We start from the raw sequence: 21,437 nt of genomic DNA on the forward strand, positions 1-21,437 counted from the left end.
AAATTAATAACCAAACCACTTTTTTATAACATATCTTAATCTTCCTGTTGTTACACCTGGAATTTTGAAGTTGTGTTTTTTAGCGAAATCATGCATTATTTTTTTGGCATGTTTTCTATCTTCACGTCTTTTCTTCACATGAACCGGATCATTGCTCGTCATAATAGAATTTTCCTGATGGCGATACCTATATTCGGCACCAGGCACTACTACCAATTTCTCAGCAAAATAAAGTGCAGGAAGCGAAAACATTAAGTCCTCCATCAGTCTGCCTTCCATAAAACGTAAATTTTGCGCTTTTAGAAAATCTATGTTAAATAAATAACGCCAAACGTAACCAATCTTGCCTACATAAGTAGATTCTAATCTGGTTTTTACCGTTGTGTAAACGACTTTTTCAGGAAACAGTTGTGCTTTTTGCGGTCTAGCTTCATTAATCATTCCACCACAAGCTACGTCTGCGTTGGTTTCACTTAAAGCGGCGTGCATCAAAGTATAATAATCTTCATTAATAGAATCATCAACATCCATAAAATGAACATATTTACCCGTAGTAGCATCTAATCCAGTATTTCTGGCGAAAGAAAGTCCTTTATTTTGTTCCAGTTTAATCAGTTTTACTGGATACTGACTGGCCAGCTCTGCCGTAGCGTCTTTTGAGCCGTCGTCGACTACAATAACCTCTAAGTTTTTGTACGATTGGCCTAAAACATTTTCAATGCAGGTTTTCACATACAGCTCGCCATTAAAAATTGGTATAACTACCGAAATTAAATCTTTTTCCTCCATGATTTTAAAGTTCGAAACTAGATTTATCTGGTAAAATACTGTTAAAAGCTTCTTCTACTCTTGCCATGGTTTGCTCATAGTTCCTCATGTGTTCGTTATCATTTATGCAAACCAGCGAATAAGATTGATCTTTAATAGCCTTAATTGCTTTCTCTGCTTTAAACAATAACGGAAACATTTTGGTATTTTGATAGGTATTGTACGCGTTAAAGTCTGATTTGCAAATTTGCCACGTCCTAAACAGCTCTTGTGTATAATCTTTCGGACTACGGAATCTGTTCACAGACATTGCCGATAACTCCTCGCTTTCTTTCTCCCAAACTTCTTCAAAAGTAGATTTTAAGTACGGCTGTGCATTGTGCGGCGTTCTTAAGGTTATAAACTTATCGTAAAATGATAATCGTTTAGTTAATCTACCTCGGCTACCATAACTTTCATCGTACCATTTATCATGGTCCCGCTTTAAAACTTCTTTTTTATCAAAATGCTTATTAATAATGCGAATATTGTTTTTTAAACATTTGCTCCACAAAGACAAACCAAAATTCAATCTAAAAGCAGCAATATCGTTTGGTAAACCATTTTTAAAAAATCGCTCTTCTGTAATGTTATTAATAATGAAAAAGTCATCATTGAAGTACACAAAGTGTTCGGAGAGTCCCGGAATTTTATGCAAATAAATCTCAATTAAGCTAGAGTTAAATACCGGAAGAAATTTCTCTGGAATATAATCTGAATGATTAACCAGATTTAGCTTTGGGTGGTTGATATTCAGCCAGTCTGGATGCTGTCCGCAAGTTACAAAATGGATCTTCCTTACCCATGGTGCAAACTTTTCTACTCCTCGAAACCAGTACTTTAATAGGCCGTGATCACGAAAGCGAGATTCTGCCACTTCGTTTTTAGTATTATCTATTTTACCCGAATAGGTGGCGAAATCCTCCTTCCATTTCGGATCTTCCATATCTACCCAAGTTACTACAAAATCTATCTCCATAAAGCCGTTTTAGTACTCATCATTCAAAGAATGGATAAAGATATAGAAATTCATTTATATCAATTAAAATACGAAGTAAAATATCATTCCGCTACACCTATCAAAGAAAATATATTGGTGTAGCTACAATTTTGGTAAATTTGAAACCGGTTATGATAATGTAATAGCCCAGAAATCTGAATAACACGCGTAAATGAATCAAGCAGTAGCAAATTTTATAACGGCATTTATTCCAAATAAAGCAAAACGAGAAAAATGGCGTGGCGCTTTGGTTAAAATTAATGTTGGAATGGTTATCAAAAAAGCGCTAGCTGAAATTGTTGCGGGTCTCATTCCACATAAAATGACAAGGAACAGGTGGCGGGGCATTTTACGTTACGGACCTTTTAACGCCATCCGTTTGATGCTAAAAATGCGTAGAAACAAGGCAGTTAAACCAACACATTTTCTCGCTGTTTGTGCTATAGCTAAAAATGAAGGCCCGTATTTTAAAGAATGGATTGAATGGCATCAAAAATTAGGCGTAGAAAAATTTTATATCTACGATAACGAAAGCACCGACAATACTAAAGAGATTTTAGCTCCGTACGCCGAAAGCGGTTTGGTGGACTATATTTTTTGGCCAGGATTAAAACAACAATTAATTACCTACGATGATTGCCTAGAAAAGCATCGATTAGACGTACATTGGATTGCGGTTATTGATATGGACGAATTTATAATTCCCATAAAGGATGAAACCATCCCTAAGTTTTTAGAAAAATTTGAAAACGCGGCAGCTGTAGAAATTAATTGGCTGGTTTACGGTAGCGGAGGCGCAAAGCAAAAGGAAGCAGGCACAATTATGGAGCGTTTTAAAAAACATTCGCTACCAAATCATTATTTAAACCGCCACGTTAAAAGCATTGTAAATCCTCGTCGTGTATTTTCTTTTATCGGTTGCCACGAAGTTGCTCGAATGAACGGCAAAACATTTGATTCTCATGGAATTCCCCTTAAAAAACATTTTAGAGATAGAGAACCGCAGCACGATGTAATTAAAATCAATCACTATGCCGTAAAATCTTACGATGAGTTTTTGCAAAAACGTGCCAGAGGCAGAGCGAGAATTTTAGACATAAGAGGCTTGGATTATTTTGAGGAATATGATTTAAATGATTTGGAAGATAACCAAGATTTTTCAAAAAAATAAAAAAGCCTTATCAAAAATAATTTCCCAGAATATTTCAGAAGGTCGTTATTCCCAGCTTAACTGGACATCGTAATGCATATATCTTTTTAAATTATTATGCTTTAAGATTCCCACATACGTGGGAATGACGATATATCTTTTTTAGCCAGCACCTTATTAATTACTGATTTTTAGCTTAACTCACAGACATTTCTGCTAGTGCTTCTATAAATTTCGGGTGATCGTTGAGGCTTTCTACCAACTGTACATGTTCACCTCCTAAAGCTCTAAATTCTTCGTGATATTCTACCGTAATCTCGTAAAGTGTTTCTAAACAATCGGCAACAAAAGCCGGACTAAATACCAACAAACGTTTTTTTCCCTCAGCAGCTAATCTTTTTAAAACATCTGTAGTATAAGGTTGTACCCAAGGTTCTTTACCTAAACGAGATTGAAAACAAACGGTATAATTTTCTTTTGCAACACCTAATTCCTTGGCCAATAACCTTGCGGTATCATGCCCTTGGGCAGAATAGCAAAATTTATTGGTATCGTTAAAAGTTTGGCAACAATCTGCACTTTTTAAACAATATGCGCTGGTATGGTCGCATTTTAGCAATTGTCTTTCTGGCAAACCGTGAAAACTGAATAACACATGATCGTAAGTTTCAGGCTGATGTTTTCTTGCGTTTTCAGCAAAAATCTCAATCATCTGTTTATTATCATGAAAAGAATTAATGAAAGAAATTGGTGGAATAGTTTGCCACTTACTTACCAGCTCCATTACCAACTGCATTACCGATCCTGTACTTGCCGAAGCATACTGCGGAAACAATGGAATTACCTTAATACTTTCTACCAAACCAGCTTTTAGTTTAGCTAAAGCGTTTTCTATCGACGGGCTCTGATAGCGCATTGCTAACTCCACCTGGTAATCGCTACCCAACTTTTCTTGCAACAGCTTTGCTTGAATCTCGCTATAATAAAGTAAAGGAGAGCCGTTTTCGTTCCAAATTTCTTTATAAAGTTTAGATGTTTTTGGACTACGAAAAGGGACAATAATACCTTTTACTAGTAATGTACGATTGAGTTTCGGAATATCAATTACTCTTTCGTCCATCAGAAACTGATCAAGATATTTTCTTACGTCTTTAGTTTCCGGACTATCTGGTGTACCCAAATTCACTAGTAAAATTCCCTTTTTTGCCATGTTTTGTGCTTAACCAAATTGGTTATTTGGTGTTATTTTTAGAGTTGCAAATATACGTTAAGTAAAAATCTCTTAAAAGGATGCTTAGTTACGAATTAGCAATTAATAGAATAATTACTTTTTTATGATAGGATTAAAGCGATTCCAATTTTGCTTTCACGTCTTCCATTAACCACATCGGGGTTGATGTTGCTCCACAAATGCCAACTTTATCATTCTCGCTAAACCAAGTACTGTCCAGTTCTTCTACGTTAGAGATGAAGTATGAAGATGGATTATATTTTTTGCAAACATCGTACAGAACTTTTCCGTTAGATGATTTTTTACCAGAAACGAATATGATTTTATCAAAGTCGGCTACAAATTTCTCCAACTCTTCATAACGATTAGAAACTTGTCTGCAAATGGTGTCGTTAGCTTTAACATCATACCCCCTGCTTAACAACTCGTCTTTAATTTGGTAAAACTTATCGGTGCTTTTTGTGGTTTGGCTATACAAAGTAAACTTGTTTGGGAGCGCTAAAGTATCTAACTCTGCTATATCCTGAAAAACAATTGCGTTACCATTAGTTTGCCCCTGCAGACCGATAACTTCTGCATGCCCATGTTTACCGAAAATTAAAATTTGCTCGTCATCGTCATACGAGTTTTTAATTCTGTTCTGCAGTTTTAAAACCACCGGACAAGAAGCGTCAATTAGCGTAAGGTTATTGTTAAGCGCCAACTCGTAAGTAGACGGTGCTTCGCCATGTGCTCTAATTAAAACCTTTTCGTTATGTAACTGATGCAATTGCTCATGGTCTATAATGCGCAAACCTTTTGCTTTTAACCGAAGCACCTCTTCATCGTTATGTACAATATCCCCTAAACAATAAAGATAGTCCTCATTATCTAATATATCTTCGGCCATGTCTATTGCATAAACAACACCAAAGCAAAAGCCAGATGATTTATCTATTGTTACGTTTAAATTGTATGCCATTTTATTTATCCAATGTAGATACAAAAATACATAAAAAGAGTTTTAGAATTTAACGCTTAAGATGCTTTTTGCGTTTGTTTTAGTACAGCATTGTCATAATGTTTATTGAACTCGCTTTTTAAAAGCTGTAAACTTACATACTCTTCTGCTTGCCACTTGGTTAAATAGGTTTTCGCTTTTGGCCTACGGCTGTTAAAATAATCTACCAGCGTTACCGCAAAAACGGTTTGAAATTTCTTTTGCGAAGCATTTAAAACTTGCATAATTCCTTTTTCAAAAGCAATTTGGCTAACATGTATAGATCTTATTTTACCTTGCGGAAAAATTAAAACCAGATTTTGCGGATCGTTTAACAACTGGCCTGCATAAGTTAACGTTTCTAACAGATCTTTTCCTTTAGCTTCTGGCGCAAAAGCACCAAAATATTTAAGGTAGCTCGTTTTTTGATAATCTTCGGCAGTAACTAAAACATGAAATTTCTTTTTTAAAACACGTTTGTTAAGTTGAAAAAGCATATATCCATCCCACCAACTAAAACGATTGGCTAATAGCAATATCGCTTCATTAGGGTTAATTGATATTTTGTTGTTGGTAAAAGCACAAAAATTTTTATTAATGATATAGCTGATATACCATGAGTAGAAATTATAGATAAATGCGTTTTTACGAGGGAGATACATTTACGGAAGTTGCAAAAAAATTAAGGTATTTGCAACAAGAAAAATAAGTTAGCTTTTTATGTTTTGTAGCGCAATTTCAGTACAAAAATTGTAGTTAGCTCCTTCTTTTCGCTGTATTACCTGTATACGTTTGTGGTAAGCCCAATTTTACAGCAACAGGTAATGCCACTTCAATAAGGGCTATTTAACTTACAGCAATGCATTTTTTACAGTTAACTTTACATCACGCAAATTTCTACTTGCTTAAAAAAATTGCAACATGCCACGCATACTTAAATTGAAGCAAATGCCTGCGTAAAATAAACCCGATATACGCGGAAAGCGCCGAAAATGAAATGAAGGCCTTGTAGCATTAGCGGGACTAGCCTAACCAATGTAAAATAGGCTTTGATTTTCTATGTTAACTTAAATAAACACGATCTTCCTCGCCATCTACATCCATAACCACATCTACGTGTTCTTTTAAAATGGTAGAAAGCTCGAGCCCTACAAAATCTGTAGCGATAGGGAAAATTTTGTGGCTTCTATCTACCAATACCACCGTACGGATTTTTTTATGCGGTGTATTTAAAAAAACACCCAAACCGTAGGCCAAGGTTTTGCCACTGTTCAACACATCATCTACCAAAATAATAACCTTATTTTTCCAGTCGGCGGGTTCTAAATCTGTTTTAGCAACCAGTTTGCTATTTTGCTTTTCTAAATCTACACGCAGTAAGGTAGATTTAAATGGTGCTATTTTTTGCAAAACTTTTTGCAGGCGAATGGCAAGTTTATACCCTCTATCCCAAATTCCGGCAAGTACAATTTCTTTTTCATTAAGATTGTCTTCTAAAATCTGGTAGGCGATTCTATTTATTTTCTGATCTATTTGTTTCTTATCTAGAATTAAAACCTGAGTATCTGGCATGGCTTGCTTTTATTTTGCTATACAAAAGAACGATTTTAAGCCTCAAAAACAAACACAAAAAAATATTTTACTTTTTTTTGCAACGTTTAGCTACCTATTTGCGTCTAATGATTACAAACCAATAAATATCCCTATTATGAACTTATCAAAGACTTTTAAAAGCAGCATACTTTTATTCTTAGCAACCATACTTTTTAGCGTAAGCGCATTTGCGCAGGCTAGCAAAAATGTTGTTGTAAAATCGTTTAATACCGTAACTATTAGTAGTGGCATGGATTTGTATTTAACGCAAGGCAATACAGAAACGTTAGTTGTAAAAGGTTCTACAGATGCTATTAAAGACGTAATTGTTGAACAAAGCGGAAGTGCAATTAAAATTAGATATAAAGATGGTGTTAACTGGGGCAGAATTTTTAAAGGACAGAGCATTAAGGTTTATGTTAACTATAAAACTTTAAAATCTCTTAGCGCAACAGGTGGTAGCGATGTGTACACAGAAAACACCTTAAAAAGCGATGCTTTATCTTTAACCGCAAGTGGTGGTTCTGATCTTAAATTAACTTTAGCTGTTAAAGACTTAACCCTAACTGTAAGTGGCGGTAGCGATGCCGAGCTAAAAGGAAGTGGAGAAAATATGCAGGCAACCGCAAGTGGTGGTAGCGACATAGATGCTTTTGAATATGTTGTTAGCAATGCCAAAATTCAGGTAACTGGAGGTAGCGATGCTAACGTAAATGTAAGTAAAGCATTAGAAGCAAGTGCAACTGGCGGTAGCGATATCAACTATAAAGGCAATGCAGCTTTAAAGCAAATATCCTCATCTAAAAGTGGCGATATAAAACGCGTTAAATAAAATATTTAGCTTGATGCCAGCTGTAAAAAGAAAATAAATTTTAGTTTAGTTTTTAGTAAAAAAGCCAATACCGCGGATGCGATATTGGCTTTTGTTGTTATTATTAAAATGGATAAATTTTACTTTGAATAAGGATAATACACAAAGTTTGCACCCTCTGGCACTACAACAAAAATGCACATAAATGCATCTGGCTTTTTATAGCTTTTTAAAAAGTGTTCTTTCTTATCGGGATTAATAATTCCTTTTTGCACAAATTCTTCTAAGGTAGAAGCTTGTATTGTCCATTCGGTATTTAACTCTGCTCTGTTTAAAATAATTTCGCCAATATTAACTTCGTGCTGATGAGCAATAAAAATTGGGTAAGATGAAATTCCTTCCACCATAATTTCTACTGCTACCTCTTTAATAGACTCGGCATAAAAGGTTAAGTCTTTTTCTAAACTAACTAGCGGACTAACTTTTTTTGCCTTATTCTCCCCGCCTTCTCCGTTATTTAAATTTAATAATTCTTCAGATTCCATAAACACACTAATTAGCTACTCAATATTTTTTAATTGTAAAAGCACTACATTTTCTACGTGTTGCGTATGCGGAAACATATCAACAGGTTTAATGCGCACAACATCATATTTTTCTTTTAATAATGCTAAATCTCTAGCCTGCGTAGCTGCGTTACAACTCACATAAACTATCTTTTCGGCCTCCATTTCCAATAAGCGTTCTACGACATCTGTATGCATACCGGCTCTTGGTGGATCAGTAATAACCACATCAGGTTTACCATGCTCGCTAATAAAATGAGGGGTTAAAATATCCTTCATATCGCCAGCGTAAAAAATGGTATTATCAATACCGTTTAATGCCGAATTAAACTTTGCATCTTCAATTGCTGTAGGCACATATTCTATACCAACTACTTGTTTTACATTGCCAGCAACAAAGTTGGCTATTGTTCCAGCACCAGTGTATAAATCGTAAACCAATTCATCACCTTTAAAACCAGCAAACTCTTGTGTAATTTTATACAACTCGTAAGCTTGCGCTGAGTTGGTTTGGTAGAAGGATTTAGCACCAATTTTAAACTTTACCGTTTTGCCATTTTCTGTTGGCATTTGCTCAAAAATGTGATCTCTACCCGCATAGGTGATTACTTCTTGATCAAAAATGGTATCATTCTTTTTCTGATTCTCGATGTACAATAAAGAAGTGATCTGTGGGAAAGAAATTTTTAAATATTCCATCAAGCCTTTTATCTGCTCCTGTTCTGCATAAGCAAAAACAACAGCTACCATTATCTCGCCGGTTGAAGAAGTTCTAATGATCAAATTTCTTAAAGCACCTTCGTGATTACGCAAATCGTAAAAACTTAATCCATGTTCTAAAGCATAAGCTCTTACACTTAAACGGATGTTGTTACTTGGCTCTGCCTGCAAATAACAATGTTCAATATCTAAAATTTTATCGAAACGTAAGGGAACGTGAAACCCTAAAGCATTCATCTCTCTGCCCTCTGCTTCAAACTGCATATCGTCGGCGTTTAACCAACGTTTGTTAGAAAAAGTATATTCTAATTTATTACGATAGTATTTATTAACCGCAGAACCTAAAATTGGCTCCATGTGTGCGGTATCTATTTTAGCCAAACGCTGTAGCGCAGCCTCAACATTTTTATGCTTAAACTTTAATTGCGCTGCATAATCCATATGTTGCCACTTGCAACCACCACAAGTACCAAAATGACTGCAAAAGGCCTCTGTTCTTAATTCAGATGGCGTTATTAGCTTTTCGATAATCGCTTCGGCAAAGTTTTTCTTCTTCTTTACCAAACGCACATCAACCACATCGCCAGGAACGGCTTTGTCTACAAAAATTACTAATTCGTCGGCCTTGCCTACCCCTTTTCCCTCTTCTGCAATGTCAATAATGCTTAATCCTGCAATACGGATTGGTTCAGCATTTCTACGGTTTCTACTCATTGCCGCAAATATAATAAAAAGGTATAAGGTTAACGGTTTTCGGGATTAAGGAAAAAACAAATGGAAACGATAAGAATTAAGGAGCAAAGAATAAGGATTACAGTTTGCAACTATAAAAATTTAGCGCATACAGCTCCATTGAGCTTTTATAAACTCGCTATCGATTTAAATAGACGACAAAATGTATTAGCCAAGAACTTTTAGAATTAAGCCAAAAGCACCTTCTAGCCAATTAAAATTCATGTCGAATTGTTCATCAACCATTACCGATATTTCTAACGTTTCCTTGCTCATTTCAATAGGTTTACAATGATAATTACACAAATGTAAGCTATTTTGAACCAAAAACCAAAACGGTATATGTTATTTAAGTGTTAAGTTTGTCATTAACTAGAAAAGCAACGCTTACTGCATTTTTTAGGCGAAAGTCCCGCTATCGCTTCAATTCCCGATGAAAAATCGGGAGATTTTCGCTTTATCGGGTTTAGTGAACTCGGGATTGAACAACGATTTGAGGTTGCATTGATTAGAAAAAAAGGATTGCTCAATTGGTATTTCCCTCTATCCAGATTTGCAATCTTGAGTCAATATCGGCGAATCTGTAATTTGATTACAACTGATGGATAAAATAGCTGGATTAGAAATACAGAGACAGACCTTTGCGATTACAAATCGCGAAGAGCATAAGTAGAAAGGGTGTTATTCTAGCCACAGATTTTGGCTATTCCAGATCTGTAACCCGCAACAAAATGGAAAAATTAGGTTGGTTGTTGAGACGCCAATTGATAATTAAAAAGAATTATAATGCTGCCTTAACCAAGTAAGGCAAAATCTCTTTCTGAAAAGTTACAAAGTTCTTGCGCACATCGGCATCACTTACCGAAGTAAATGCAAATGAGAATACGATGCTCTTACTTGCCTTAAGCAAGAATGCCAATCCACCTCTGCGTGCTGGGTTTTTCTTAAAATGATCTAGTTCTAAGTATGCAGAAAGCAACAAAGCCTCTAGCTGATCTGAAAGATGTTTTAAAAATTCTTGTGAGTTAGCATTTTCGCGTACAAAATCCCAGCCAATAAACTCGTTACAAACCGTGTAAGATAGCCTACAAGTTTTCATCACCAAAGCTTTTAAATGTTCTTCTTCACTAGCAAATTGAACCTTCTGACTTAAAATTTCATGCAAATTCACGTCAAGATAGTCCATTAAAATAGCATCTAAAACCTGTTCCTTACTGTCAAAGTACTTGTAAATAGTAGCCTTAGCAATACGAGCTTTTTTGGCAATCTCGTTTACACTAGTTTTATGGTAACCATATTTTCTAAAAAGCTCTTTAGCAGCTTTAATTATACTTTCTTTAATTTTTTCTGGCTCCATTAATTAACTACGCGTAAAACATTACCAGCAATGATAACATTATATTGTTTTAGGGATGTTTTTGCTGGCGCTTTAACTGGTCCGCCATCAAACAAAGAATATTTAGCGCCAGAAACTGGGTCTGTAGCTGTTAAAGATCCTTCATCAATTACTATTGGTGTTTTTTTCTCCGGGTTAACAGTGCTACATCTATCATAAGCAACGTAAGCGTCTGGTCTGCGGTAAATAATAATGCCGGCTACACCATAACCAGAAAAACTAACAGCACCACCTGGGGAGCTTAACCTGTTTAAGCTCGGATCTGTAATTGGTTTGCTAAAATTAACCGGATAATCGGGTATTAGATTTTGCTCTTTAGCGCAAGAAGCGAAAAGTGCAAATACCAAAAGCAAACCACACAGTTTTTTCATATTATATAATTGCAGTTTTAAACTGTTTTAAAAAACGCACATCGTTTTCAGAGAAAAGGCGTAAATCCTTAATCTCGAATTTTAAATTGGCGATACGTTCTATACCCATTCCAAATGCAAAACCACTATATTTTTTGCTATCGATACCGCAATTTTCCAATACATTCGGATCTACCATACCGCAGCCTAAAATTTCTACCCAACCACTGTACTTACATAATTGGCAACCATCTCCCTTACAAATTGTACAAGAAATATCCATCTCTGCGCTAGGTTCTGTAAATGGGAAATATGATGGTCTGAAACGCACCTTTGTTCCTTCTCCATAAAGTTCCTGTACAAAATAGAAAAGTGTTTGTTTTAAATCCGCGAATGACACGTTTTCATCAACATATAAACCTTCTACCTGATGGAAGAAACAATGTGCTCTCGCAGAAATCGCTTCGTTACGGTAAACGCGACCAGGCATTAACGCTCTAAATGGTGGTTGACCAGCCTCCATCATGCGCACTTGTACAGAAGAGGTATGTGTACGCAAAGCGATATCGCCTTTTTCGCCTCCTTTTTTAATAAAGAAAGTGTCTTGCATATCTCTTGCAGGATGTTCTTCTGGGAAGTTTAAAGCAGAGAAGTTATGCCAATCGTCTTCAATTTCTGGACCTTCAGCTACGCTAAAACCAAGCTTGTTAAAAATTTCTACAATTTCTCTCCTAACCAAAGCTAAAGGATGGCGAGTGCCAACTTCAAAACCTTCGCCAGGTAGAGTCATATCAAAATTAGCGCTAGCAGTTTCCGTTTTAGAGTTTGCGGTTACTTCGTTTAAGGCTTGATATTTTGCTTCTGCAAGTTGTTTAAATTCATTTAAAACTTTACCGAGTGTACGTTTTTCCTCAGGCGAAACTGCCTTAAACTCATCAAAAATATCTTTTATAATACCTTTAGTCCCTAAAAAACGAATGCGGAATTTTTCCAGTTCGTCGGCACTTGTTGTTTCAAAAGAATTGATTTCTGCCGTATACTTTGTAATCTGGTCTTGTAACATGCGCCAAATATACGGCATTTTAAAGAATTATTTTATAGCCTAGCGGTTCAAAAACAAAGTTGAAATGGTTTTATTACAAGGAAATGAACTAGGATTGCAAAAATTCTATTTTAAATTTTTGTTAAAATAATCTACCGATTTATCTAAAATTAATTGCCAATCGTCTGTTTTAGAGAAAACATGGTCGGCACCTGCAACAAAAACAAACTCATTAGGAACCTTCAAACCGTTTAGTTTATCGGTGAAGTTTCTAAAAGTTGTAAAGTCCTGTTTAGGTAAACCTGCCACATCGTTATTTTGAGGAAAAACATTTAATGTTGGAACAGGTCGTTTTTCGTTAGCTACAAATAACGGACTTATATTTTCGTATGCAGTTTTGCTTTCTAAAGAAACTTCGACGCCAGTAAACCTTAACCCTGCTTCAAATAAATAAGGCGGATAAGACTGCCAATTCGGAACATTTGTAAAAACCAAATCCAAAGCTCCAGCCAAATTGGAAACAGCTTTAACTTTATTTGAATTTACATCATTATATGCATAAAGAAGCGATAAAGTAGCACCAGCGCTGTGGCCTACCATTGCAACTCTATTTTTGCTTACCACCCAATTTTGCGCATTAGCTAATGCGTGCTCAACCGCCAAAGCCATATCCGCAACTTGGTCGCTAATTTTAATGCTACTAATTTGTTTTTGGCGTGGTATATTGTAGAGTCCTGCCGAGTTTACCAAACGATAATTAACATTCAATACCGCATAGCCCGAGGCCGCCAGATATTTGGCTTGCGATGCCAACTCCCTTTTATCGCCACCAATAAAACTACCTCCATGAACCAAAATAATTACACTAGTATTTGTTGTACGGTTTGGGGGCAAATAAACATCCATTGTTTGCTTTGGATCTGGGCCATAAGCCACGTCAACTAGCAATGAAGCTTGTGCTTCAGATTTCCACGAGGGCTCAACAGATTTCTTACAAGACGCTAAAAAAAACAATACTAAGGTAACAGCAATTAAATTTGCGCTAAATTTCATGGGGATAATTTTAAGTAGAACGAATTGGGTGTGATTAAATTACACCCAATTCTTTACCAACTTTAGTAAACGCAGCTATTGCTTTATCTAGATGATGTTGATCGTGACCAGCTGAAAGCTGAACCCTAATTCGAGCCTTACCTTGCGGTACAACTGGATAGAAGAAACCGATTACATAAATTCCTTCTTCTAACATTTTAGCCGCAAAAGTTTGTGCAATTTTCGCATCGTACAACATTACAGGTACAATCGGGTGAAAACCAGGCTTAATGTCAAAACCAGCTTCGGTCATTTTTTCGCGGAAATATTTAGTGTTGCTTTCAAGTTTATCGCGTAAAGTTGTAGTACCGCTTAACATATTTAAAACTGCAACAGAAGCACCTGCGATTGCTGGAGCCAAAGTATTCGAGAATAAATATGGGCGAGAACGTTGACGCAACATATCGATAATTTCTTTTTTACCAGAGGTGAAACCACCCGATGCACCACCAAGCGCCTTACCTAACGTACCGGTAATAATGTCAATTCTATCCATTACATTAAAATGCTCATGCGTACCACGACCAGTTTTGCCTATGAAACCAGAGCAGTGTGATTCGTCAATCATTACTAATGCCTCATATTTATCTGCTAAATCGCAAATTTTATCTAAAGGAGCTACCGATCCGTCCATAGAGAAAGCACCATCTGTTACAATAATCCTATGGCGACAATCTTTTGCAGCAATCAACTGTTTTTCTAAATCTTCCATATCCGCGTTTTTATAACGGAAACGTTGCGCTTTACATAAACGAACGCCATCGATAATCGAGGCGTGATTTAGTTCGTCAGAGATAATTGCGTCTTCAGCATTAAACAATGGCTCAAAAACACCTCCATTTGCATCAAATGCCGCCGCATATAAAATAGTGTCCTCGGTGCCTAAAAATTCAGAAATCTTTGCCTCTAATTCTTTGTGTATATCTTGGGTTCCACAGATAAAACGCACCGAAGACATGCCGTAGCCGTAATCATCAATCGCTTTTTTGGCAGCCTCCAAAACTTTCGGATGCGATGAAAGTCCCAAATAGTTGTTTGCACAAAAATTAATTACTTCTGCCCCAGAGCTAACTTTAATATCAGCACCTTGTGGCGTAATTATAATACGCTCACGTTTAAATAAGCCAGCGTTTTCTATTTCTTCTAGTTCTTTTTGTAATACAGGTTTTAAGGTTTTGTACATAATATTTTATTTGATGCAACCAATTGGGAGTAAAATTCGTCACAAATATAATATTTTGCTCGTTAACAAACTTTAACACATTATTTGCGTTAACTTCTACAACTTAAGCAGATATTTATAGCTTTAAACTTTATATGCGTAAAATTTACCTGTTGCTAATGCTCTCATTAGCCATATTTAATTCTTCTGTTGCCCAACAATTTCAAGTAAGCGGAAAAATTACCGAAACTTCTAAGGAACCTGTTGCCTTTGCTTCGGTGTACGTAAAAAATACAAACAAAGGAACATCGGCAAATGCCGAAGGTTTATACACGCTTAATTTAGATAAAGGAACTTATACTTTAATGTATAAGGCTATTGGTTTTAAAACTATAGAAAGGCAGGTTACTGTTAATAGCAATTTGATAGCAGATCAGGTTTTACCATCAGAGAGTTACACTTTAAATAATGTTGTAATTACCTCAAATGCAGAAGACCCTGCTTATAATATTATTAGGCAAGCGATTGCTAAACGAAAAATACACTTAAATGAGGTTAAGGAATATAGCACCAACGTATACATTAAGGGCTCGCAAAAACTAGTTGGCGCACCTAAAAAGTTTTTTGGAAGAGATATACAAAAAACGCTTGATTTAGATACCAACAGAAAAGGCATCTTATACTTATCAGAATCAAGGTCTGTATTTAGTTTTAGAAGACCAAATGATGTGCATGAAGAAATGATATCATCCAAAGTGTCTGGAAGAAATAATGCATTTAGTTTCAATAAAGCATCGGATTTAATCATCAATTTTTACGATAATCTTCTATTTGAAAACAGTGGACTGAGCTCTAGAAGTTTTGTATCGCCCATTGCAGATAATGCTCTTTTCTATTATCGATATAAACTGATAGGGCAAACGGATGAAAATGGTGCAACTATTAATAAAATTGAAGTTATACCACGCAGAAAAAACGATCCGGTTTTTAGAGGTACAATTTATATTGCAGATGAAAGTTGGAGAATTGTAGGTACGGACCTGTACTTAACAGAGGAAGCGGGAATTAATTTCATAGACACTTTGAATGTTAGTCAGCAATTTGAAAAATTTGAAAATGTTTACATGCCTACAACAACTAAATTCCAGTTTAATGGCGATGTAATGAAATTTAAATTTGAAGGCTATTATGTAGGTATTTACAGCGATTACAACTTGAAGCCTAATTTTCCAAAAGGACATTTTACCGCCGAAATTTTAAAGATCACGAAATCGGTTAATAAAAAGGATTCTTTGTACTGGATGAATGCCAGACCAATTCCTCTATCCGATGAAGAAAAGCTTGACTATCATCGTAAGGATAGCATCGCCCTGCGAAAAACTTCAAAACACTATCTAGATTCCTTAGAAAAAGTTAACAACGATTTCAGCTTATCGAAGATTATTTTTACCGGCTACAGCATTAACAATAGATACGACAATAAATATCTTTCATTCGATCCGATTTTACGTTCTGTATTTTACAACACAGTTGAAGGACTGGCAATGAAATACGGCATAACCTATAGAAAGAATTTAGAAGACAGAAAATATTTCAGTATTAGACCAGAGGTGAGATATGGATTTTCAAATCATATATTTACTGGAAACTTATATGCTAATTATTTTTATGATCCATTAAAAAGGGCTTCTGTTAGCGCAAGTTTCGGTACTGAGATATCTGATTTAAATAGATACGGCTCAATGAGCTTACTATCTAACTCAATTAACACGCTTATTTTTGAGCGAAATTTATCGAAATTCTATAAAAAGGAATTTGCTAACATTACCACCACCAGGGAACTTGCAGATGGATTACAAGCGGCCGTTGCGGTAGATTATGCAAAAAACTCAACCCTTCAAAACACTAGCAATTACAGTTTTAGAGATTTAAAGGACGAAGAATTTACCTCAAACAATCCTTTTACCCCAACTGTAGAGACGCCTTTGTTTCCTACACATCGCTCGTTTAATGTATCTGCTTCGCTAACCTACACTATAGGGCAAACTTATATTACCAGACCCGATGGTAAATTTTACCAAGAATCGAAATATCCCCGTTTTCAGTTGATGTACCGAAAAGGCATAAAAAACATCTTCAATAGTGATGTAGATTACGATTTATTGAGTTTTGAAATTTATCAGGAAAGAATTAGTGCAGGCTTATTTGGCTATACATCTTTTGTAGTGGGTGCCGGTAAGTTTTTAAACAACAAAGCTGTTTATTATCCCGATAGCAAACATTTTAGAGGTAATAACTCTACTATCTTTCCACCAAACCTGCGTAAATTCAGGTTTCTAGATTTTTACCAATACTCTACTGATGAGCATTATGGAGAGGCACATATTGAACATAATTTCGCTGGTTTCTTTTTAAATAAAGTTCCGCTTTTGCGTAAATTAAAACTAGAGGAAATAGTTGGCTTCAACTACCTAACTCAGCCAGACAAGAAAAACTACAAAGAACTTTATTTTGGAGTAGAGCGCTTAGGTTTTGGAGTGAGTTATGGTTACTCATTTGATGGTGGGAGAAAGGTAGATCAAGGTTTTAGAATTACTTACGGTTTTTAAAACCTTATTTAACACGGAGGGGAATTAATTAACGCTCAAACTTATAGCTTATAAATTCAACTCAATTTATTATCTTTGCCCCTATTAAACGCCGTTTGCAACGGTATCAATAGCTTATGAAATACAATACCTTACTTTATTACTGCTATTCTCCAATAGCAGATGCAGAACAATTTGCAACAGACCACTTAGCTTTTTGTAAATCTTTAGGTTTAGTTGGCCGTATTATAGTGGCCGAAGAAGGCCTAAACGGAACGGTTTCTGGTACGCCCGAAGCTTGCCAGGCTTACATGTCTAATATTCATGCCGATGAACGTTTTGCTAAAACCGAATTTAAAATTGATGAGGTTGAAGAACTTTCGTTTTTAAAAATGCACTGTCGTTACAAAGCAGAGATTGTACATTCGGGCTTAAGAGATACTTCCATCATCGACCCAAATAAAGCAACCGGCAAATATTTAGAGCCAAAAGAGTTTAGCGAAATGTTAGATAGGGATGATGTTATTGTGTTGGATGTTAGATCTAATTACGAGCACAATCTCGGCAAATTTAAAAACGCCATTACATTAGATATTGAGAACTTTCGCGATTTTCCGGATCAAATTGATGCGCTTGCCCAGTATAAGGATAAAAAAATAATGACCTACTGCACCGGAGGTATTAAGTGCGAAAAGGCATCAGCTTTGCTATTACACCACGGTTTTAATGATGTTTACCAATTGCATGGCGGTATTATCAAATACGGTAAAGAAGCAGGTGGAAAAGATTTTGAAGGTAAATGCTATGTTTTTGATAACCGTATTGCAGTTGACGTAAATTCGGTAAACCCAACGGTTGTATCTGTTTGCTATAATTGTGGCAAAACCACTCCAAAAATGATTAACTGTGCAAATCCAGAATGTAATGAGCACATTACGCAATGCGATGATTGTGGAGAAGAATTGCAAGGTTGTTGTTCTGTTGCCTGTACTACAAATCCGCGTAAACGCCCTTATAATGGAACTGGTTATTATGTAAAAGTACCACAGCCTGTTGCAGTTAAGGAAATTTAAATTCTGTTTTACCAACTAAATTACTGTAGCTTGCCTTAATTGTTTTTCGTAGTTTCGCGAAACAGTACGCTCGTTTTTTCTAAGTTTATTATCTCCATTTTTTATTAGAGAACTTGTTTGTGTAGATGAAAGACAGTTTTTTTAAGTTAGTATTCCTGGTAATTTTATCGTTCGTTTCGAATAACGCATCGAGCGATGAGATTCAAAGCATTGGCGTACCTTACGTACAAAACTATCCTAAATCGGCTTATTTAGCTGGCAACCAAAACTGGTCAATTGCGAAAGATAAGGAAGGCATTATGTATTTTGGCAATGCCGAAGGTTTACTAACTTTTGATGGCAAGTATTGGCAACAATATAAAATGCCGAACAGGCAAATTGTTCGTTCGGTTGCTACATCTGGCGACGGCAAAATTTATACCGGTAGCTTTGGTGAGTTTGGTTTTTGGTCTTATCAGGATAAAAGGCTTACCTATAATTCTCTGGTAAATCTTATTCCGAAATCAAATAAACTTACAGATGAGATTTGGAAAATTTACATTCATGGAAAAAAGGTTCTGTTCCAGTCGTTCTCTACAATATATGTATACGAAAACAACAAAATAAGCATTGTAAAAGCGCCCAACGCTTTACTTTTTCTACACCAGGCCAACAACAAAACCTTTGTTGAAATTTTAGGCAACGGACTTTTTGAATTACAAGGAAACAAACTAGTGGAACTACCCGGAAGTAAAATTTTGGGCATCTCGGGGATTTTATCTGTATTGCCCTACAAAGGCAATTCATTGATAATTGGCACAAGTAAAAACGGTTTGTTTATTTACGATGATAAAGGCTTTACACCTTTTAATACTCCGGCAAATAATTTCCTTAAAACGTATCAATTGAATAATGGTGTACGCATTTTAAACAAGTACTATGCTTATGGTACTATTTTAAATGGATTAATCATCATTGATGAAAATGGGAAGATTGTACAGCGGATAAACAAATCTAGCGGCTTGCAGAATAATACCGTTTTAAGTCTTTACGCAGATAATGAACAAAATTTATGGGCAGGCCTGGATAATGGAATTGATAGAATTGAGTTAAACTCACCACTGTATTTCTATTTCGACAAAATTGGCCAATTCGGGACAGTATATTCTAGCATCATAACGCAGGGTAAAATCTACCTAGGCACCAATCAAGGACTGTTTGTTAGCAATTGGATCCCGCAAAGCGGAAATCTCTTTAACAATTTCGATTTTCGCCTAGTTCCTAATTCTCAAGGCCAAGTTTGGGATTTAAGTGTTATAGATGGACAGCTAATTTGCGGTCATAATGATGGAACATTTAACATTATTGGAGATAGATTCGAAAAAATATCTAACATGAGCGGAGGTTGGACCGTTAAAAAACTTCATTCCAACCCAAACTATCTAATTCAGGGAACTTATACCGGTTTAGTAATTTATGCAAAAGATGCTAGCGGGAAATGGAAATTCAGTCATAAAATAAATGATTTTGGAGAGCCTTCTAGGTATGTGGAACAAGATAGCAAAGGCGATATTTGGGTAAGTCATGCTTATAAAGGTTTGTATAAACTAACCTTAACCCCTGATTTAAAAACTGCAAAAAACATTCAGTTTTACAATGAAACAAACGGATTGCCAAGCAATTATAACGTAAACATGTTTAACGTAGAAAACCGCATTATTTTTTCTTCGGATGCAGGGTTTTTAGTGTACGATGAAATTAGCAACAAGTTTAGCAAGTACGAGGCGTTGAACAAATCTCTGGGCAGCTTTAACGCATCAAATAAAATTATCCCGGCAGGTGCAAAAAAATACTGGTTCATCAATCACGGAAAGATGAGTTTGGTTAACCTGTCTACTCCTGGAAAAATACAAATAGATTCGAGCAGATTTAGCGTATTAGATGGCCGAATGGTTCAGTATTATGAAAACATTAGTCAAATAAGCAATAACATTTATCTTGTAAGTGTAGATGATGGCTTTGTAATTTATAATGCGAACAGCACCGCCAATAAACAGAAAGCATTAAAACTTCCCTCTATTTTGATTAGAAAAGTAGAGGATATTACAGATAAATATGTTTTACTAACCGAAAATGGCAATTTAAACGAGGATATAGAGATTCCATTTGCCAGAAACAATATTCGAATTTCCTATTCCCTTCCCTACTACCGCCAATCGAAAGTTAGGTTCCAGTATTACCTAGAAGGATATTCTAAACAATGGTCTGAGTGGAGTTCGGCTTCTCAAAAAGACTTTACCAACCTTGGACGAGGTAGTTACGTTTTTAAGGTTCGTGCAAAAATCAACGAAGAAAGCATAAGTGAAATAACAGAATTTAAGTTTACCATCTCACCACCTTGGTACGGCAACAACTTTGCTATCGCGATTTATTTGCTGATTGCCGTAGGTGCGTTAATTATCGGTAAGAGAATTTACGAAGGGAAATTGAGACGAGATCAGGAAGCAATCACGTTAAAATTGCAGCAAGAGAAAAATGAATTCCTAAAAAAGGAAACGGAAGCAAACGAAAAACAAATCAGTAAAATCCAGACCGAAAAGCTACAGGCTGAATTGGCTGTTAAAAACAGAGAGATTGCCAACTCGGCAATGAGCTTGGTTTACAAAAACGAATTACTTCAAAAGATAAGTGAAGAAATGACCAAACTTAAAGACGAGAATGGCAAACGCTTATCTGAAGATCAACTGCGTAAAATACAAAAGGTAATAGATGATGGAATGAATGACGAACGTGATTGGAATTTGTTTGAAAGAAGTTTCAATGATGCGCACGAGAGTTTCTTTAAAAAGCTAAAAGCGAACCATCCAGATCTTGTACCAAACGACCTAAAACTTTGCGCCTATTTGCACATGAATATGAGCAGCAAGGAAATGGCATCTCTGCTAAATATCTCTTTAAGAGGAGTAGAAATACGTAGATATCGTTTGCGTAAAAAACTAAATGTTCCACATGATAAAAACCTAACCGAGTTTTTACTGGAAATTTAGGACTACATCATTACCTCTCAAGAGCTAAAAACTTACCACCTAGAGTTCCGTATCATTACGCTTTCAAAACTGTATTTGTAGTAGTGCTAATTTTCTTGTTACAAACCAAAAAACGAGGT

At 35.8% G+C, this 21,437-nt stretch carries 19 protein-coding genes; 5 read left to right on the forward strand and 14 right to left on the reverse strand.

What is annotated here, in order from left to right; translation table 11 throughout:
• Positions 1-3: 3 nt before the first annotated feature.
• Positions 4-789: a glycosyltransferase family 2 protein gene (locus DUT69_RS15750; protein WP_113654229.1), complete on the reverse strand. Its 786-nt coding sequence runs from the start codon at positions 787-789 to the stop codon at positions 4-6.
• A 4-nt stretch (positions 790-793) separates the two neighbouring features.
• Positions 794-1,786 (reverse strand): stealth family protein, encoded by a 993-nt coding sequence (locus tag DUT69_RS15755; RefSeq protein ID WP_113654230.1) that lies wholly within the window; start codon positions 1,784-1,786, stop codon positions 794-796.
• A 193-nt stretch (positions 1,787-1,979) separates the two neighbouring features.
• Between DUT69_RS15755 and DUT69_RS15760 the strand changes: the two genes are divergently transcribed.
• Complete coding sequence (locus DUT69_RS15760) at positions 1,980-2,978, forward strand: glycosyltransferase family 92 protein (RefSeq protein WP_205314289.1); 999 nt, start codon at positions 1,980-1,982, stop codon at positions 2,976-2,978.
• A 175-nt stretch (positions 2,979-3,153) separates the two neighbouring features.
• On the opposite strand, the gene hemH is transcribed toward DUT69_RS15760, so the two are convergent.
• The 4 genes from hemH to DUT69_RS15780 all read right to left on the reverse strand — a co-directional run bounded on the left by hemH (position 3,154) and on the right by DUT69_RS15780 (position 6,739).
• Positions 3,154-4,167, reverse strand: coding sequence for a ferrochelatase (hemH, locus tag DUT69_RS15765; protein ID WP_113654231.1), 1,014 nt, complete (start codon positions 4,165-4,167; stop codon positions 3,154-3,156).
• Positions 4,168-4,300: 133 nt separating this feature from the next.
• Positions 4,301-5,149: a 4-hydroxy-3-methylbut-2-enyl diphosphate reductase gene (locus DUT69_RS15770; RefSeq protein WP_113654232.1), complete on the reverse strand. Its 849-nt coding sequence runs from the start codon at positions 5,147-5,149 to the stop codon at positions 4,301-4,303.
• A gap of 56 nt (positions 5,150-5,205) precedes the next feature.
• Entirely contained in the window at positions 5,206-5,829 is a 624-nt protein-coding gene (locus DUT69_RS15775; RefSeq protein WP_113654233.1) for a lysophospholipid acyltransferase family protein, read from the reverse strand.
• A gap of 400 nt (positions 5,830-6,229) precedes the next feature.
• On the reverse strand, positions 6,230-6,739 hold the full coding sequence (locus DUT69_RS15780) for a phosphoribosyltransferase family protein (RefSeq protein WP_113654234.1): 510 nt from the start codon (positions 6,737-6,739) through the stop codon (positions 6,230-6,232).
• A gap of 136 nt (positions 6,740-6,875) precedes the next feature.
• Between DUT69_RS15780 and DUT69_RS15785 the strand changes: the two genes are divergently transcribed.
• The gene (locus tag DUT69_RS15785) at positions 6,876-7,592 is read left to right on the forward strand and encodes a head GIN domain-containing protein (RefSeq protein ID WP_113654567.1); all 717 of its coding nucleotides are present in this window, start codon (positions 6,876-6,878) and stop codon (positions 7,590-7,592) included.
• A gap of 119 nt (positions 7,593-7,711) precedes the next feature.
• On the opposite strand, the gene DUT69_RS15790 is transcribed toward DUT69_RS15785, so the two are convergent.
• The 8 genes from DUT69_RS15790 to kbl form a co-directional block, all read right to left on the reverse strand.
• Complete coding sequence (locus tag DUT69_RS15790; RefSeq protein ID WP_113654235.1) at positions 7,712-8,116, reverse strand: hypothetical protein; 405 nt, start codon at positions 8,114-8,116, stop codon at positions 7,712-7,714.
• A 15-nt stretch (positions 8,117-8,131) separates the two neighbouring features.
• Complete coding sequence (gene rlmD, locus DUT69_RS15795) at positions 8,132-9,571, reverse strand: 23S rRNA (uracil(1939)-C(5))-methyltransferase RlmD (RefSeq protein WP_113654236.1); 1,440 nt, start codon at positions 9,569-9,571, stop codon at positions 8,132-8,134.
• 186 nt (positions 9,572-9,757) lie between these two features.
• Complete coding sequence (locus DUT69_RS15800; RefSeq protein WP_113654237.1) at positions 9,758-9,865, reverse strand: phenylalanyl-tRNA synthetase subunit alpha; 108 nt, start codon at positions 9,863-9,865, stop codon at positions 9,758-9,760.
• Between the two features lie 505 nt (positions 9,866-10,370).
• Complete coding sequence (locus DUT69_RS15805; protein WP_113654238.1) at positions 10,371-10,946, reverse strand: TetR/AcrR family transcriptional regulator; 576 nt, start codon at positions 10,944-10,946, stop codon at positions 10,371-10,373.
• On the reverse strand, positions 10,946-11,356 hold the full coding sequence (locus DUT69_RS15810; RefSeq protein ID WP_113654239.1) for a Rieske (2Fe-2S) protein: 411 nt from the start codon (positions 11,354-11,356) through the stop codon (positions 10,946-10,948). The genes DUT69_RS15805 and DUT69_RS15810 overlap by 1 nt, the downstream gene beginning before the upstream one ends.
• 1 nt (position 11,357) lies before the next feature.
• Complete coding sequence (gene pheS / locus DUT69_RS15815; RefSeq protein WP_113654568.1) at positions 11,358-12,398, reverse strand: phenylalanine--tRNA ligase subunit alpha; 1,041 nt, start codon at positions 12,396-12,398, stop codon at positions 11,358-11,360.
• A gap of 105 nt (positions 12,399-12,503) precedes the next feature.
• Positions 12,504-13,430: an alpha/beta hydrolase gene (locus tag DUT69_RS15820; protein WP_113654240.1), complete on the reverse strand. Its 927-nt coding sequence runs from the start codon at positions 13,428-13,430 to the stop codon at positions 12,504-12,506.
• A gap of 34 nt (positions 13,431-13,464) precedes the next feature.
• On the reverse strand, positions 13,465-14,652 hold the full coding sequence (kbl, locus tag DUT69_RS15825) for a glycine C-acetyltransferase (RefSeq protein WP_113654241.1): 1,188 nt from the start codon (positions 14,650-14,652) through the stop codon (positions 13,465-13,467).
• 134 nt (positions 14,653-14,786) lie between these two features.
• On the opposite strand from kbl, the gene DUT69_RS15830 reads away from it, so the two are divergent.
• The 3 genes from DUT69_RS15830 (at position 14,787) to DUT69_RS15840 (ending at position 21,318) form a co-directional block, all read left to right on the forward strand.
• Positions 14,787-17,240: a DUF5686 and carboxypeptidase regulatory-like domain-containing protein gene (locus tag DUT69_RS15830; protein WP_113654242.1), complete on the forward strand. Its 2,454-nt coding sequence runs from the start codon at positions 14,787-14,789 to the stop codon at positions 17,238-17,240.
• Positions 17,241-17,356: 116 nt separating this feature from the next.
• Positions 17,357-18,292: an oxygen-dependent tRNA uridine(34) hydroxylase TrhO gene (trhO, locus tag DUT69_RS15835; RefSeq protein WP_113654243.1), complete on the forward strand. Its 936-nt coding sequence runs from the start codon at positions 17,357-17,359 to the stop codon at positions 18,290-18,292.
• Positions 18,293-18,417: 125 nt separating this feature from the next.
• Complete coding sequence (locus tag DUT69_RS15840; RefSeq protein ID WP_113654244.1) at positions 18,418-21,318, forward strand: triple tyrosine motif-containing protein; 2,901 nt, start codon at positions 18,418-18,420, stop codon at positions 21,316-21,318.
• The last annotated feature ends 119 nt before the right edge of the window (positions 21,319-21,437 follow it).

This window comes from Pedobacter namyangjuensis, assembly GCF_003313325.1.
In the GTDB taxonomy this organism is placed as follows: Bacteria; Bacteroidota; Bacteroidia; order Sphingobacteriales; family Sphingobacteriaceae; genus Pedobacter; species Pedobacter namyangjuensis.

Excerpts from the sequence above, each read along its gene's own strand:
- DUT69_RS15750 (WP_113654229.1), bottom strand. The coding sequence starts at position 789 with ATGGAGGAAAAAGATTTAATTTCGGTAGTTATACCAATTTTTAATGGC.
- DUT69_RS15755 (WP_113654230.1), bottom strand. The coding sequence starts at position 1,786 with ATGGAGATAGATTTTGTAGTAACTTGGGTAGATATGGAAGATCCGAAA.
- DUT69_RS15760 (WP_205314289.1), top strand. The coding sequence starts at position 1,980 with ATGAATCAAGCAGTAGCAAATTTTATAACGGCATTTATTCCAAATAAA.
- hemH (WP_113654231.1), bottom strand. The coding sequence starts at position 4,167 with ATGGCAAAAAAGGGAATTTTACTAGTGAATTTGGGTACACCAGATAGT.
- DUT69_RS15770 (WP_113654232.1), bottom strand. The coding sequence starts at position 5,149 with ATGGCATACAATTTAAACGTAACAATAGATAAATCATCTGGCTTTTGC.
- DUT69_RS15775 (WP_113654233.1), bottom strand. The coding sequence starts at position 5,829 with ATGTATCTCCCTCGTAAAAACGCATTTATCTATAATTTCTACTCATGG.
- DUT69_RS15780 (WP_113654234.1), bottom strand. The coding sequence starts at position 6,739 with ATGCCAGATACTCAGGTTTTAATTCTAGATAAGAAACAAATAGATCAG.
- DUT69_RS15785 (WP_113654567.1), top strand. The coding sequence starts at position 6,876 with ATGAACTTATCAAAGACTTTTAAAAGCAGCATACTTTTATTCTTAGCA.
- DUT69_RS15790 (WP_113654235.1), bottom strand. The coding sequence starts at position 8,116 with ATGGAATCTGAAGAATTATTAAATTTAAATAACGGAGAAGGCGGGGAG.
- rlmD (WP_113654236.1), bottom strand. The coding sequence starts at position 9,571 with ATGAGTAGAAACCGTAGAAATGCTGAACCAATCCGTATTGCAGGATTA.
- DUT69_RS15800 (WP_113654237.1), bottom strand. The coding sequence starts at position 9,865 with ATGAGCAAGGAAACGTTAGAAATATCGGTAATGGTTGATGAACAATTC.
- DUT69_RS15805 (WP_113654238.1), bottom strand. The coding sequence starts at position 10,946 with ATGGAGCCAGAAAAAATTAAAGAAAGTATAATTAAAGCTGCTAAAGAG.
- DUT69_RS15810 (WP_113654239.1), bottom strand. The coding sequence starts at position 11,356 with ATGAAAAAACTGTGTGGTTTGCTTTTGGTATTTGCACTTTTCGCTTCT.
- pheS (WP_113654568.1), bottom strand. The coding sequence starts at position 12,398 with ATGTTACAAGACCAGATTACAAAGTATACGGCAGAAATCAATTCTTTT.
- DUT69_RS15820 (WP_113654240.1), bottom strand. The coding sequence starts at position 13,430 with ATGAAATTTAGCGCAAATTTAATTGCTGTTACCTTAGTATTGTTTTTT.
- kbl (WP_113654241.1), bottom strand. The coding sequence starts at position 14,652 with ATGTACAAAACCTTAAAACCTGTATTACAAAAAGAACTAGAAGAAATA.
- DUT69_RS15830 (WP_113654242.1), top strand. The coding sequence starts at position 14,787 with ATGCGTAAAATTTACCTGTTGCTAATGCTCTCATTAGCCATATTTAAT.
- trhO (WP_113654243.1), top strand. The coding sequence starts at position 17,357 with ATGAAATACAATACCTTACTTTATTACTGCTATTCTCCAATAGCAGAT.
- DUT69_RS15840 (WP_113654244.1), top strand. The coding sequence starts at position 18,418 with ATGAAAGACAGTTTTTTTAAGTTAGTATTCCTGGTAATTTTATCGTTC.